Annotated in this window: 14 protein-coding genes; 11 read left to right on the forward strand and 3 right to left on the reverse strand. The window is 60.1% G+C overall.

The window, feature by feature from the left end; translation table 11 throughout:
* Positions 1-34 precede the first annotated feature (34 nt).
* The 3 genes from SM764_RS11020 (at position 35) to dgt (ending at position 3,196) form a co-directional block, all read left to right on the forward strand.
* Positions 35-802, forward strand: coding sequence for a sulfite exporter TauE/SafE family protein (locus SM764_RS11020; protein WP_274830282.1), 768 nt, complete (start codon positions 35-37; stop codon positions 800-802).
* Between the two features lie 63 nt (positions 803-865).
* On the forward strand, positions 866-1,765 hold the full coding sequence (locus SM764_RS11025; protein ID WP_065271515.1) for a cation diffusion facilitator family transporter: 900 nt from the start codon (positions 866-868) through the stop codon (positions 1,763-1,765).
* A 75-nt stretch (positions 1,766-1,840) separates the two neighbouring features.
* Positions 1,841-3,196 (forward strand): dGTP triphosphohydrolase, encoded by a 1,356-nt coding sequence (dgt, locus tag SM764_RS11030; RefSeq protein ID WP_368948508.1) that lies wholly within the window; start codon positions 1,841-1,843, stop codon positions 3,194-3,196.
* 75 nt (positions 3,197-3,271) lie between these two features.
* On the opposite strand, the gene SM764_RS11035 is transcribed toward dgt, so the two are convergent.
* Positions 3,272-4,870 (reverse strand): phosphoenolpyruvate carboxykinase, encoded by a 1,599-nt coding sequence (locus SM764_RS11035; RefSeq protein ID WP_274833362.1) that lies wholly within the window; start codon positions 4,868-4,870, stop codon positions 3,272-3,274.
* 343 nt (positions 4,871-5,213) lie between these two features.
* Between SM764_RS11035 and SM764_RS11040 the strand changes: the two genes are divergently transcribed.
* Genes SM764_RS11040 through SM764_RS11070 form a run of 7 tightly spaced genes read left to right on the forward strand, consistent with a single transcriptional unit; the run spans position 5,214 to position 10,625 of the window.
* Positions 5,214-5,921 (forward strand): response regulator transcription factor, encoded by a 708-nt coding sequence (locus SM764_RS11040; RefSeq protein ID WP_065271513.1) that lies wholly within the window; start codon positions 5,214-5,216, stop codon positions 5,919-5,921.
* 32 nt (positions 5,922-5,953) lie between these two features.
* The gene (locus SM764_RS11045; protein WP_065271512.1) at positions 5,954-7,669 is read left to right on the forward strand and encodes a sensor histidine kinase; all 1,716 of its coding nucleotides are present in this window, start codon (positions 5,954-5,956) and stop codon (positions 7,667-7,669) included.
* A 21-nt stretch (positions 7,670-7,690) separates the two neighbouring features.
* A complete protein-coding gene (locus tag SM764_RS11050; protein WP_369001795.1) occupies positions 7,691-8,128 on the forward strand; it encodes an HPr kinase/phosphorylase in 438 nt (145 codons plus the stop codon).
* Positions 8,121-8,987, forward strand: a complete 867-nt coding sequence (gene rapZ, locus SM764_RS11055) for an RNase adapter RapZ (RefSeq protein ID WP_368948362.1) — start codon at positions 8,121-8,123, stop codon at positions 8,985-8,987. Before SM764_RS11050 ends, rapZ begins: the two co-directional genes overlap by 8 nt.
* Positions 8,988-9,008: 21 nt before the next feature.
* Positions 9,009-9,407: a PTS sugar transporter subunit IIA gene (locus tag SM764_RS11060; protein WP_065271510.1), complete on the forward strand. Its 399-nt coding sequence runs from the start codon at positions 9,009-9,011 to the stop codon at positions 9,405-9,407.
* Positions 9,408-9,416: 9 nt separating this feature from the next.
* The gene (locus SM764_RS11065; protein ID WP_065271509.1) at positions 9,417-9,686 is read left to right on the forward strand and encodes an HPr family phosphocarrier protein; all 270 of its coding nucleotides are present in this window, start codon (positions 9,417-9,419) and stop codon (positions 9,684-9,686) included.
* 36 nt (positions 9,687-9,722) lie between these two features.
* On the forward strand, positions 9,723-10,625 hold the full coding sequence (locus SM764_RS11070) for a lysophospholipid acyltransferase family protein (protein ID WP_065273589.1): 903 nt from the start codon (positions 9,723-9,725) through the stop codon (positions 10,623-10,625).
* Between the two features lie 111 nt (positions 10,626-10,736).
* Here SM764_RS11070 and SM764_RS11075 read toward each other — a convergent pair whose 3' ends face one another.
* Entirely contained in the window at positions 10,737-11,612 is an 876-nt protein-coding gene (locus tag SM764_RS11075; RefSeq protein WP_065271508.1) for a 3-hydroxybutyryl-CoA dehydrogenase, read from the reverse strand.
* 155 nt (positions 11,613-11,767) lie between these two features.
* On the opposite strand from SM764_RS11075, the gene SM764_RS11080 reads away from it, so the two are divergent.
* Positions 11,768-12,604, forward strand: coding sequence for a DUF6473 family protein (locus SM764_RS11080; RefSeq protein ID WP_274838277.1), 837 nt, complete (start codon positions 11,768-11,770; stop codon positions 12,602-12,604).
* A gap of 153 nt (positions 12,605-12,757) precedes the next feature.
* Here SM764_RS11080 and SM764_RS11085 read toward each other — a convergent pair.
* The coding region (locus SM764_RS11085) for an electron transfer flavoprotein subunit alpha/FixB family protein (RefSeq protein ID WP_369001796.1) at positions 12,758-12,999 on the reverse strand (242 nt) is incomplete at its 5' end.

Here is a 12,999-nt window from a genome sequence, read left to right on the forward strand (position 1 = left end):
CTGCAGCGGTCTGGACCTATCGCTATGAAGAGGCATGACAAGTCTTTTTTCTGCTTTCACACCGTCTGAACTGGCGGCGGCCTTTGCTGTTGCGCTGGTCGCGGGCACGGTCAAAGGGATGGTTGGTTTTGCCATGCCGATGATTCTCGTCTCTGGTCTCAGCATGTTCATGCCGCCGGAAATCGCCTTGGCCGGGCTGATCCTGCCGACGGTTGTGACCAACGGAATGCAGGCCTTTCGTCACGGCTTTGCCGCAGCGGTTCAGTCCTTGAAACGCTTCCGGCTGTTCCTTCTGGTGGGGCTGGTGTTTCTTCTGACCAGTGCCCAGCTGGTGCGGGTTCTGCCGCAGCAGGTGATGCTGCTGATCATCGGCGTTCCGGTGTCCCTGTTCGCCCTGACACAGCTGATGGGCAAGCAGCTGACACTCGCCAGGCCCACGCCCCGGTCCGAAGTGCTGGTGGGCGGCTTTGCCGGGCTGATCGGCGGCATGTCGGGCATCTGGGGGCCGCCGACGGTGGCCTATCTGACCGCCCTTGGCACGGAAAAGAGCGAGCAAATCCGTGTGCAGGGCGTGATCTACGGCATGGGGGCGGTCGCCCTGTTGGCGGGGCACATCGGCTCGGGTGTCATGCGGGCTGAAACCGCGCCGTTTTCGGTGGCACTGATCCTGCCTGCGGTGATGGGCATGTGGATCGGCGGACGTCTGCATGATCGTATCGATCAGGTTGCCTTCCGCCGTCTGACGCTGTTCGTCCTGCTGGTTGCGGGGTTGAATTTGCTCCGCCGCGCGCTGATGCTGTGATCAGTATCCGTTGATTAGACAGATCCGGGCCTGAAGACTACAAGCAGGGGCAGGAAGACCGACATGGGCAACCGTCTGAATGCAAGCCAGCTTGCGCTTGGATCCATCGCGATCTCCTTGATTGTTCTGGCGCTCAAGCTTGTCGCCTGGTGGGTCACCGGGTCCATTGCGCTATTTTCCGATGCTCTTGAGTCCCTGGTGAATGTGGGCGGTGCATTCTTGGCGTGGCTCGCGGTGCGCTATGCAAGCCGTCCTGCGGATGCCGGCCACCCGTTCGGGCACCACAAGGCGGAATATTTTTCGGCCGTTGCCGAAGGCATCATGATCATCATCGCTGCCTTCCTGATCCTTGAGCAATCGATCTATGCATTAATGCGGCCTATCGCGCCCGCTGATTGGGGAATGGCAGGTCTTTGGATCAACGCTGTCGCGATGGTGGCCAACCTGCTCTGGGCGCGCCTGCTGATCGGGCGGGGCGGGGCGTTGCGGTCTCCGGCTCTGGTGGCAGGCGGGCGTCACCTGATGAGTGATGTCTGGACGTCGGTTGGGGTTCTGTTCGGCCTTGGTCTGGCACTGTGGACAGGGTGGAGCTGGCTGGATCCGGCGCTGGCTCTGATCGTGGCGGTCAACATCTTGCGCGAGGGCTATGGAGTGGTGGCCTCCTCGGTCAACGGCTTGATGGATTCGGCTGCTCCGCCGGACGAGCGGGAGGAGATCGAGGAAATCATCCACCGCTCTGCAGAAGGTGCCCTGCAGGTGCACGGGCTAAAGACGCGCCGGGCGGGCACAGCTTTGTTCGTGGAATTTCATATGGTGGTTGCGGGCATGATGACGGTGCGTGCGGCCCATGACATCTGCGACCGGGTAGAGGACGCGATCCGGGCCGAGTTGCCAGAGGCAAAGGTGAACATCCACGTGGAGCCCGAGCACAAGCTGGAGAAGACGGGTATCTCTCCGCGCTGAGGTGATTGCATTTCCGCACCAGTTTCCGTTTAACCCATGCCAAAGAGGCACAGGGCAGGAGCGCAGCACATGGCGATGAAATGGGACAGGTTGTTGAACCCGGGGCGTTTGTGCCGACCCGATTTTGAGGAAAAGCCGGGCCGCCCCGCCTATTTGCAGGATTACGACCGGATCCTGTTTTCCGAACCGTTTCGCCGTCTTGCGCAAAAGACGCAGGTGCATCCGCTTCATTCCCATGACCACGTGCATCACCGGATGATCCACAGCATGGAAACCTCCAGCGTGGGGCGCTCCCTTGGCATTCAGGTGGGGCAGAAACTGGTTGAACGCGGCAGTCTGGCCGAAGGGCAGCAGCATGTGATGGCAGGCGTGGTGCAGGCGGCCTGTTTGGTGCATGACATCGGCAACCCGCCCTTTGGTCATTCTGGCGAGGACAGCATCGGCGAGTGGTTCGCGCGCCAGTTCGCCAGCGGCACCGGCCTTGCTGCCGGAGTGCCCGCCGAAGTGCGGCCCGAGTTCGAAGCATTCGAGGGTAACGCGCAGGGCTTTCGTATCGTTGCCCGGCTGGAGATGGGCCAGCGCGAAGGCGGCATGCGCCTGTCCTATGCGACCCTTGGGGCCTTTTCCAAATACCCTTGCACGGCAGAGGCCAAGGCGCTGTCCTTGGGGAATTACGTGGGCCTGAAGAAATTCGGCGTCTTCCAGTCTGAACGCGATCTATTCGCCGAGGCTGCAACGGCGCTGGGCCTGCCCTCGGACGGCACGGGAGCGGCGCAGGTCTGGCGGCGCCATCCACTTGCCTTCCTTGTCGAGGCGGCGGATGACATCTGCTACCGCATTCTGGATATCGAGGATGCCGCCACGGTGGGCGATCTGGACAGCGATCTGGTGGCGGGCATTCTGGAAGATATCACCGGCAAGGCGAACCATCCGGGCGATGCGGCGATGCCCCTGCGGGACCGCGTCGGAATGCTGCGAGCCATGGCCATCGGGGCCGCCATCGAAAGCGCGGTCGAGGCCTTCATGGCCAACTATGATGCCATCATGATGGGGGAGTTCAGCGATGGGCTGATGGAGGTGTCCACCAAGGCGGACGCCTTTGCCAAGCTGAAAGAAATTTCGAACGCCCGCATCTTTACCGCGCGGCGCAAGACCGAGCTGGAGATTTCGGGGCGTCAGGTGCTGCATGGGCTGCTGGATCACTTCAGCGGGCTCTATGAGGATCTGAAGGCCTGCGGCTGGAACGTCGAGGCGCTGAAGGCGCGGCATGGCTATTGGGCGAAACTGATCCGGGCCGTCGATCTGGACCTGCGCGGGGTAACGGATGAGTATACCGCGCTGCATTCGCTCGGCGATTTCGTCTCGGGCATGACGGATCGCTATGCGGTGAAGGTCCGCGACATGGTCGAAGGACGCATTTCGCAGGGCTGATCTAGGCTCCGGACCTCTAGTGATACAAAAAACCCGGCCAATGGCCGGGTTTTTCGTTTGATCTGACGAAAGAGTTTAGCCGATTGCGGCGGCTTTCACATCTTCGTCGATGTAGGGCAGATACTGTTCGAAGTTGTCTGCGAACATCTGAACCAGTTTGGCGGCCTGCTTGTCGTAGGCGTCCTGATCGTCCCAAGTGCGGCGCGGGTCCAGCAGAACTTCCGCAACGCCGGGCACGGCGACCGGCACGTCAAAGCCGAAGTTGCTGTCCTTGCGGAACTCGACCTCTGCCAGCGAGCCGTCCAGCGCGGCAGTCAGCAGGCCGCGGGTCGCCTTGATCGGCATCCGCGAACCGATGCCATAGGCACCACCGGTCCAGCCAGTGTTCACCAGCCAGCAGGTTGCGCCATGCTGGGCGATCTTGTCACGCAGCAGGTTGCCGTAGACCTCGGGGCGGCGCGGCATGAAGGGCGCGCCAAAGCAGGTGGAGAAGGTCGGCTCCGGCTCGGTCACGCCGCGCTCGGTGCCGGCCACCTTGGAGGTGAAGCCCGAAAGGAAGTGATACATCGCCTGCGCCGGGGTCAGACGTGCAATCGGAGGCAGCACACCGAAGGCATCGCAGGTCAGCATGATGATGTTCTTGGGGTGACCACCGCGGGCGGTGCTGGATGCGTTGGAGATATACTCCAGCGGATAGGCGCAGCGCATGTTGGCGGTCAGGCTGTCATCGTCGAAGTCGAGCTCAAAGGTTTCGGGATCGAAGACCATGTTCTCGATCACGGTGCCGAATTTCTCGGTGGTGGCGTAGATTTCCGGCTCTGCCTCGGGGTTCAGGTTAATGGTCTTGGCATAGCAGCCGCCTTCGAAGTTGAAGGTGCCGTTGTCGGCCCAGCCATGTTCGTCATCACCGATCAGCACGCGGTCGGGGTCGGCGGACAGGGTGGTCTTGCCTGTGCCGGACAGGCCAAAGAACACGGCGGCGTCGACCGGGTTGCCCTTGGCGTGGTTGGCCGAGCAGTGCATCGGCATGATGCCTTTTTCGGGCAGCAGGTAGTTCAGCAGGGTGAAGACCGATTTCTTGTTCTCGCCCGCGTATTCGGTGCCGCCGATCAGGATCAGCTTCTTGTCGAAGTTCAGCGCGATCACGGTTTCGCTGCGGCAGTTGTGCTTGGCCGGGTCAGCCTGGAAGCTGGGGCAGTTGATGATGGTGAAATCTGCCATGAACTCGTCCAGATCCTCGCGGTCCGGACGGCGCAGCAGGTGGCGGATGAACAGGCTGTGCCAGGCAAGTTCGGTCACCATGCGCACGTTGATCGCGTGGGCGGGGTCCGCACCGCCAACCAGATCCTGCACGAAGTAGTCGCGACCCTTCATGTGCTCCAGCATGTCGGCATAAAGCGCGTCGAAACCTTCGGGGCTCATCTCGGCGTTGTTTTCCCACCAGATGGTGTCTGCAACCGCTTCGGTCTTGACCACGTGCTTGTCCTTGGGGGAGCGACCGGTGAATTTGCCGGTGGTCACGAGAAAGGCGCCGCCGTTGCCCAGTGTGCCTTCATCCCGTTTCAGCGCCGCTTCGATCAGCGCGGGCTCCATCAGGTTGTAATGGACATTGCCCAGACCCTCGATACCTTGATCTTCGAGGCGGAATTGTGGGTTCACCCGTCCTGATGCCATGTGTTCTTTCTCCTGTGGCGGCTGCTTGAAGCCGCATACATCTAAAGCCGCGCCGTGGGGCAATTCACCGGTAGCGACACCGGTGAGCCGGGTCTTAACATGACGTTTTACACGGTGAACAGGACGCTTTGGCGCAGTTAGCGCCATCAAGTGAACGTTTAGCGCAACCATTTTTTTTGTCGCCAAAAGGAAGCGCTTTCTTCAGTGAGTGCTAAGACATTTTTGCCTTAATTGCGGCCCAAAGGTGCCGTGATTCGCCAATGGGGATTGATTCGCAGCCTGAGAAGGGCGATTAAGGAATGTAAAAAGCGAAAAGCTGAGCAGTGATTTAGGGGCGCATTCAATGTCAAAGATTGCTTTGGTGGACGACGACAGAAACATCCTGACTTCGGTGGCTATGACGCTGGAGGCAGAAGGGTTCGAGGTCGAAACCTACAACGACGGTCAGGCCGCCCTGGATGCTTTTAACAAGAAGCTTCCGGATATGGCCGTGCTGGACATCAAGATGCCGCGCATGGACGGCATGGATCTGCTGCAGCGTCTGCGGCAGAAATCGCAGATGCCGGTGATCTTCCTCACCTCCAAGGACGATGAGATCGACGAGGTTCTCGGTCTGCGCATGGGGGCGGATGACTACGTCAAGAAACCGTTTTCGCAACGCCTGCTGGTCGAACGCATCCGTGCCCTGCTGCGGCGCCAGGAAGCAATCAACGGCGACGCGGTAGAAGGCGCTGCGGTTACAGAGACCAAGGTCATGGAGCGCGGCAACCTACGTATGGACCCGCTGCGTCATGCGGTCAGCTGGAAGGGCAAGGATGTCTCGCTCACCGTGACCGAGTTCCTCCTGCTGCAGGCGCTGGCCCAGCGGCCCGGTTTCGTCAAAAGCCGCGATCAGCTGATGGATGTGGCCTATGACGATCAGGTCTATGTGGATGACCGCACCATCGATAGCCACATCAAACGCCTGCGCAAAAAGATGCGCAGCGCGGATTCCGACTTTGCGGCGATCGAGACGCTGTATGGGATCGGTTACCGCTACAACGAAGAGTAAGAGTCAGATCCGGTTTGGGGAGGCAGGGGGATATGCGCGATACCGGCAGCACACCGCCACCATCCGGTGAGGATGTGGTTCTGGGCGACGATTGGGTCGCTCCAGAGCAAACCGTGACGGAAGAGATGCAGGTGCGCCGGGCCAGCCGCGGGGTATTTTCGCTCAAAGGCTCGCCTTTGACACGGAAAATCATCACCTTCAACCTGATCGCACTGATCATCCTTGTCGCTGGGATTCTCTACCTTAACTCCTCGCGGCAGAGCCTGGTTCGCCAAAAGGCGGGCGCGCTAGTGTCCGAAGCAACCCTGATCGCAAATGTGTTCGAAGCTGAATTGCCTGCGGTGGGCGGCGTCAGCTTTGCCACCGGTGACGGCATCGATGCCGAGGGCACCCTGTCCGGCATCAGCCTGCGGGGCGGGGTCGAAGCCATGGTATTCGATGCTAGTGGCACCCTGATCGCCAGCGTCACAGGCGTTGCGCGCTCGGATGCGCTGAATGCTCTGAATGAAAATCAAAAGGGTAAAACTCTGATCTCCGACGGGCTGTCGGCGCTGTGGTCGGCGGCGGGCAGTGTGTTCAAATCCGGGGAAAACACCGCCGATGCGGGGCTTACGCTCGAGGCGCAATTGGGCCGGTTGGCGGAGCACACCCTTGGCGCCGGAGCAACAGTTGATACTGCTGTAGATACGAGGGGGGGTACGGTCTTCTCGGCGGCAGCCCCGATTCTTCACAACGGACAGGTCATCGGAGTGGTGGCCCTGGCCTCTCCCATCGGAGAAATCGACGCGCTGGTGCGTGGTGAGCGCGAGCGCGTGTTGCAGATGTTCGTCGTGGCGCTGCTGGTTTCCGTCGGGCTCAGCCTGGTTCTTGCCTCGACCATAGCCAATCCTCTTGCCGATCTGGCAGAGGCTGCGGAAAGCGGGCGCGACCGTGATGCCCGAAAAAGTCACCCCGGCCGGGTACGTATCCCGGACCTCTCTGCACGGCCTGACGAGATTGGTCGTCTCAGCCGGGCGCTGCGCGGAATGGTAAAAGCGCTCTACAGTCGCATCGATAGTAACGAACAATTTGCAGCTGATGTGGCACATGAGATCAAGAATCCCTTGGCGAGTCTGCAATCTGCAGTCGGGACCTTGCGGATGGTAAAGCGCGAAGACCAACGGGAGAAGCTTATGGAAGTGATCGAACACGACGTGCGCCGCCTTGACCGGCTGGTGAGCGATATCTCGAATGCTTCCCGACTGGATGCCGAACTGGTCAAGGAAGAAGAAGAAGAATTCGATCTCCTGACCATGCTGGGCAATCTCAACCAGTTCCTTGGCGAAGATGCCCGCTCCAAGGGGATCGACTATATCGCCGACTTGCCGCCGCAACCGATAATGCTTCAGGGACTTGAGGCACGTCTGGCGCAGGTGTTCGTCAACCTGATCACCAATGCGATTTCCTTTTGCGAGGACGGCGATGCGATCCGTGTCTGGGCGCGACGCCGGGCCAATCGGGTGCTGATTGTGGTCGAGGACACCGGCCCGGGCATTCCCGAACAGGCGCTATCGAACATTTTTAAACGCTTCTACTCACAGCGCCCGGAAGAGCATTTTGGCAATAACTCCGGCCTTGGACTGGCGATTTCAAAGCAGATCGTCGAAGCGCATGGCGGTGTGATCTGGGCCGAGAATATCCGCCCGACCGAAGCCGACATCACCTCTGAACCGCTAGGTGCGCGGTTTGTGGTCGGCCTGCCGGTGTGATCCTCTTGTGATGGTTCTGTGATGGTGCAGGACCTTAGCCATTGTATACATGCCTCCTGTGTAGCGCTTGACGGGCGTGGCCTCCTGATCCGGGGGGCTTCCGGCAGTGGGAAATCGGCGCTGTCCCTGCAACTGATGGCCTATGGAGCGCAGCTGGTCGCGGACGACCGGGTTTTGCTCACGCTTAATGATGGATCCGTCGTGGCGCGGCCGCCCAAGGCAACGGCAGGCCTGATCGAAGCGCGCGGTCTGGGCATCCTGCACGCGGAAAACACCGCTCAGGCGGCTGTCTGTGCCATTGTGGACTTGGACCGGCTTGCAGACGGGCGGCTTCCGGCCCAGTCTGCCGAAACGATTCTGGGGCTGGATCTTCCCGTGATACACCGCGTGGAGGCAACGCATTTCGCTCCAGCCCTGTTGCAGTATTTGAAATGTGGAGCCCTGAACCCTGATGCCTGACGTCGATCCCGATGCACAGCCGATCGTTCTGGTCACCGGTCCGTCCGGCGCCGGGCGCACGACGGCGATCAATGTGCTGGAGGATCTGGGGTTCGAGGCGATTGACAACCTGCCGCTGCGGCTGCTGCCGATCCTGATCGAGGCGGCAGGGGTGAGCGCGCCAATGGCGCTGGGGCTGGACAGCCGCAATCGGGATTTTGCGCCGGGTGCCCTTCTCGACATGATTGAAATGCTGGCGGCGCGGCAGGACGCCGAACTGACGGTTCTCTATCTGGATGCCCGCCCCGGCGTCCTGCTGCGGCGTTATTCGGAAACACGGCGCAGGCACCCACTGGCCCCGGCAGAAACGCCCGAGGTTGGCGTGGCGCGGGAGCAGGACCTGATGGCGCCAATTCGCGAACGCGCGGATATGCTGCTCGACACCTCTGAAATGAATGTGCACCAGCTGAAGGCCGAGATTGAACATTGGTTCGCGCCGGATGGGCGGTCGCTGGCCCTGTCCGTACAAAGTTTTTCCTACAAACGCGGTGTGCCGCGTAGCGTCGATCTGGTCTTTGATTGCCGGTTTCTGGCGAACCCCTATTGGGAAGAGGCACTGCGGTCGCTGAATGGCCGCGACGCTGCGGTTCAGGACTATGTGAAACAGGACCCGCTGTATGACGGGTTCATGGCGCGGGTGGTGGATATGGTACGGTTTTTGTTGCCCGCCTTTCGCAACGAAGGGAAATCGCATCTCTCCATCGCCTTTGGCTGTACCGGTGGGCAACATCGTTCGGTGACCCTGGCAGAAACCCTGGCTAAGACCCTTGCGGAAGACGGGCAGCAGGTGTCAATTAGACATCGCGAGCTGCAGCGCTAACAGCGGAACGGAGAGGCCGGGTTGATCGGGATTGTTATTGTCGCGCATGGGGGGCTGGCCAGAGAGTATCTGGCCGCCGTTGAGCATGTGGTTGGCGAGCAGCCGAACCTGCGTGCGATTACCATTGCGCCTGACGATGACCGTGACGACAAACAGCGCGAAATCTGTATTGCCGCCGACGATGTGGATACCGGCGATGGCGTTGTGATCGTTACAGACCTGTTTGGTGGCTCTCCGTCCAATCTCAGCCTACGGGCCTGTGCGCCCACGGATCGGCGCATCCTTTACGGTGCCAATCTTCCGATGCTGATCAAGCTGGCAAAATCCCGCCATTTGCCTGTTGCCGATGCCGTGCGCCAGGCGATGGAGGCGGGGCGCAAGTATATCAACTCGCAGAACATTAACCCCGCAGGGGAGTAAGACACTTCAATGGCAGTTAAAACGCTGAAGATCATAAATGAAAAAGGCCTGCATGCGCGTGCCTCCGCAAAGCTGGTCGAAGTGGTCGAAGGCTTTGATGCCACGGCTGAGGTTTCAAAGGACGGTCTGTCAGCTTCCGGCGACAGTATCATGGGGCTTTTGATGTTGGCAGCCTCGAAAGGAACGACTATTGACGTCGATACTTCGGGGCCGGACGCAGAGGCTCTGGCAGAGGCTTTAGAGGCTCTTGTCGCCGACAAATTCGGCGAAGGATACTGAAGGGCACAAGCACCTGTGGAAGACGGGAAGGGCAAAGTGGCGGATACGGCGCATGACCATGACGGCGGCCTGAAGGCAGAGTCGGAGACGGGCGAGGTCTATGACCGGCGCACCCTGACCTATGCCAATTCCTTTGACGACCGCTGGACCTCGCTTGCCATCCGCGCCATCGAATGGTTCACCGGCAAGCTGACCATTCTGCGCATGGTCAAGAAGTTCGAAAAGCAGAACGCCCAGTACCGCGGCCAGAAATTCTGGCGCGGCGCGTTGAACGTGATGGGGATCGATCTGCTTACGCCCGAAGAGCAGATCCGCAACATTCCCGCCGAAGGTCCGGTTGTGATCGTGGCGAACCACCCGCACGGAATGGTCGATGGCATGATCTTTGCTGACCTGATTGGTCGCATCCGGCTTGATTACCGAATTCTGACGCGCTCGGTCTTGACGGGGCTTGATGAGGCGGCGACCTCCTTTATGATCCCGGTGCCGTTCCCCCATGACCCTGAAGCGCAGCGCAAGATGGTGGAAATGCGAGCCAAGACCATGGCCCATTTGAAGGAAGGCGGCGTTGTGGCGCTGTTCCCCTCGGGTGTGGTGATGTCGTCGGACAGCTGGTTTGGCCCTGCTATCGAGCAGGAGTGGAACGTGTTCACCGCGCAGCTGATCCGCCGTTCTGGCGCGCGTGTGGTTCCGATCTTCTTCCCGGGGTCGAATTCGCGCTGGTATCAGATCGCCTGCCGGATCTCTCCGATCCTGCGTCAGGGGCTGCTGCTGCATGAAATCGTGCGCTCCTGCAACAAGCCGCAGGCGCCGGTGGTCGGAGAGCCGCTGACGGATGCGCAGATGGAACGGCTGCACAGCGATCCGCGCGGCTTCATGGCTTGGCTGCGAGAGCATACCCTGTCGCTGGGCAGTAAAACTCCGACTGACGACAAGTAATCCGCTTTCTGCATTGATGGATGCGCTACAGGACGCGCTGCAGCGGCTTGACCGCTGCGGGGCAGGCCCTTGGATAGGGCCGTCGCCGCAGCAGTCTGTAAAGCCCGGTGATCAGCGCGTCGGAACCGGCGTTTCCCCGCGATAGTCATAGAACCCACGCTGTGTCTTGCGGCCCAGCCAGCCGGCTTCGACATATTTGGTCAGCAGCGGGCAGGGGCGGTATTTGGTGTCGGCCAGCCCGTCGTGCAGCACGTTCATGATGGCAAGACAGGTGTCCAGGCCGATGAAGTCTGCCAGTTCCAGCGGCCCCATCGGATGGTTGGCGCCCAGCTTCATCGATTCGTCGATGGATTTCACCGACCCAACCCCTTCATAGAGGGTGTAGACGGCTTCGTTGATCATCGGCATCAGGATCCGGTTGACGATGAAGGCGGGGAAATCTTCGGCGCTGGCGGCGGTCTTGCCCAGACGCTCCACCACGGTCTGACATGCCGTGAAGGTCTCCTCGTCGGTGGCAATACCGCGGATCAATTCGACCAGCTGCATCACTGGCACCGGGTTCATGAAGTGGAAGCCCATGAAACGTTCAGGGCGGTCGGTGCGACTCGCCAGACGGGTGATCGAGATAGACGAGGTGTTCGAGGTGAGAATCGTATGCGGCTGCAGATGCGGTTGCAGATCTTCAAAGATCGCCTGCTTGATGGTTTCACGCTCGGTTGCCGCTTCGATGACCAGATCGGTGGCCCCGATATCGGGCAGAGCCAGCGTCGGAGTGATGCGCGCAAGGGCCGCATTCATGTCCTCTTCGCTGATCTTGCCGCGACTGGCCTGCCGGGCCAGGTTCTTCTGGATCGCACTCATGGCGCCATCCAATGCGGTCTGATTTACATCATTGATAACAACGTCATAACCCGCAACCGCCATGACATGGGCAATGCCGTTGCCCATCTGTCCCGCTCCGATTACGCCGATTTTTTTGACTTCCATGCCGATGGCTCCCTGGCTGCCTGCCGGGTGATCTTATCGGTCGTTTCGGGGGGGGCACAAGGCTGGCGCAGGGGTATTTTAACCAAATTTGAGCTTTAGGAAATTTGCAAGTTTTCAGGCTCAAAGTGAGTATCGGGTGAAAAATTGGTGGGACTATGAGTTACGAACTCCAAAGCGTTTCGACGCTTTCGGGTGGAACATGTTGCTATGCAGGCTCAAGGCTGCAGGTACGTGGACCCGAACGCGACTTGAATGAACCTTATATCGCATTTCTGGGCGGAACAGAGGTGTTTGGTCGCTTTGTGGCTGAGCCGTTTCCCGCCGTCGCCGAATCCCTGCTGGATGTTCCTTGCGTCAACCTTGGCGGTGTGAACGCGGGGCTGGACAGTTTCATGAGCGATGACAGCCTTATGAAGGTGGCCAAGGCATCAGATATCGCCGTCTTCCAGCTTCTGGGCGCCCAGAACCTTTCGAACAAATATTACCGGGTACATCCGCGCCGGAATGACCGGTTCCTGCAAGCCCGCCCTGAACTGAAGGCCCTTTATCCGGAAGTGGATTTCACGGAGTTTCATTTCAACAAGCATCTGCTGACCGAGCTCAAAAACGTCTCTGAGGAGCGGTTTGAAACCCTCTGCCTGCATCTGCAATCTGTGTGGGTCAGTCGCATGGGTGATCTCATCACTGCGATGGACGGACGGTTGGTGCTGCTGTGGCTGCGCTATAATCTGGGTGGTGTGGGAATGTTCGGACGTGAACCGGTCCTCGTTGATCAGGCGATGGTCGATTCTCTGAGGCCTTTGGTCAAAGGGGTGGTAGAGCTCCCCGTTGCCACCGCAGGGTTGGCGAATGACGTCATGGGCATGGACATGGGGCCGCTCGACCTGCCGACGGCGCGCCATATGCTGGGGCCGAAGGAACACAACCGGATTGGATGCGCCACGGCTGAGAAGCTGCAGGGTATCCTGGGGCAGCGCAAAGCAGCGGGCTGACCCGCATGTGATAGCTGCCGGTCAGTAGGGTGGCCGACCTGCTGCCTGGTTTTCGAAGTATACAGAACGCAAAAGGCCCGCATCGGATGCGGGCCTTTTTCGATGACATGTGGCTCTGTGTGGCCCGGCGTGTGCCGGGCCGGAGCCAGGGCTCTAGCCCAGTTTTTCGGTGAGTTCGGGGACGGCCTGGAACAGGTCTGCCACGAGGCCATAATCGGCAACCTGGAAGATCGGTGCCTCTTCGTCCTTGTTGATGGCGACGATGATCTTCGAATCCTTCATGCCCGCCAGGTGCTGGATCGCGCCGGAGATGCCGACCGCGACATAGAGCTCGGGGGCGACGACCTTGCCGGTCTGGCCCACCTGCCAGTCGTTCGGCGCATAGCCGGAATCGA

The sequence above is a fragment of the Pseudophaeobacter sp. 1A16562 genome, from assembly GCF_041008785.1.
Classification (GTDB): Bacteria; Pseudomonadota; Alphaproteobacteria; order Rhodobacterales; family Rhodobacteraceae; genus Phycobacter; species Phycobacter gallaeciensis_A.

What these genes read in the sequence shown, in the direction of transcription:
- SM764_RS11050 (WP_369001795.1), top strand. Translation starts at nt 7,691, where the DNA reads ATGGTGCAGGACCTTAGCCATTGTATACATGCCTCCTGTGTAGCGCTT.
- SM764_RS11075 (WP_065271508.1), bottom strand. Translation starts at nt 11,612, where the DNA reads ATGGAAGTCAAAAAAATCGGCGTAATCGGAGCGGGACAGATGGGCAAC.
- SM764_RS11040 (WP_065271513.1), top strand. Translation starts at nt 5,214, where the DNA reads ATGTCAAAGATTGCTTTGGTGGACGACGACAGAAACATCCTGACTTCG.
- SM764_RS11045 (WP_065271512.1), top strand. Translation starts at nt 5,954, where the DNA reads ATGCGCGATACCGGCAGCACACCGCCACCATCCGGTGAGGATGTGGTT.
- SM764_RS11035 (WP_274833362.1), bottom strand. Translation starts at nt 4,870, where the DNA reads ATGGCATCAGGACGGGTGAACCCACAATTCCGCCTCGAAGATCAAGGT.
- SM764_RS11025 (WP_065271515.1), top strand. Translation starts at nt 866, where the DNA reads ATGGGCAACCGTCTGAATGCAAGCCAGCTTGCGCTTGGATCCATCGCG.
- SM764_RS11065 (WP_065271509.1), top strand. Translation starts at nt 9,417, where the DNA reads ATGGCAGTTAAAACGCTGAAGATCATAAATGAAAAAGGCCTGCATGCG.
- rapZ (WP_368948362.1), top strand. Translation starts at nt 8,121, where the DNA reads ATGCCTGACGTCGATCCCGATGCACAGCCGATCGTTCTGGTCACCGGT.
- dgt (WP_368948508.1), top strand. Translation starts at nt 1,841, where the DNA reads ATGAAATGGGACAGGTTGTTGAACCCGGGGCGTTTGTGCCGACCCGAT.
- SM764_RS11020 (WP_274830282.1), top strand. Translation starts at nt 35, where the DNA reads ATGACAAGTCTTTTTTCTGCTTTCACACCGTCTGAACTGGCGGCGGCC.
- SM764_RS11080 (WP_274838277.1), top strand. Translation starts at nt 11,768, where the DNA reads ATGAGTTACGAACTCCAAAGCGTTTCGACGCTTTCGGGTGGAACATGT.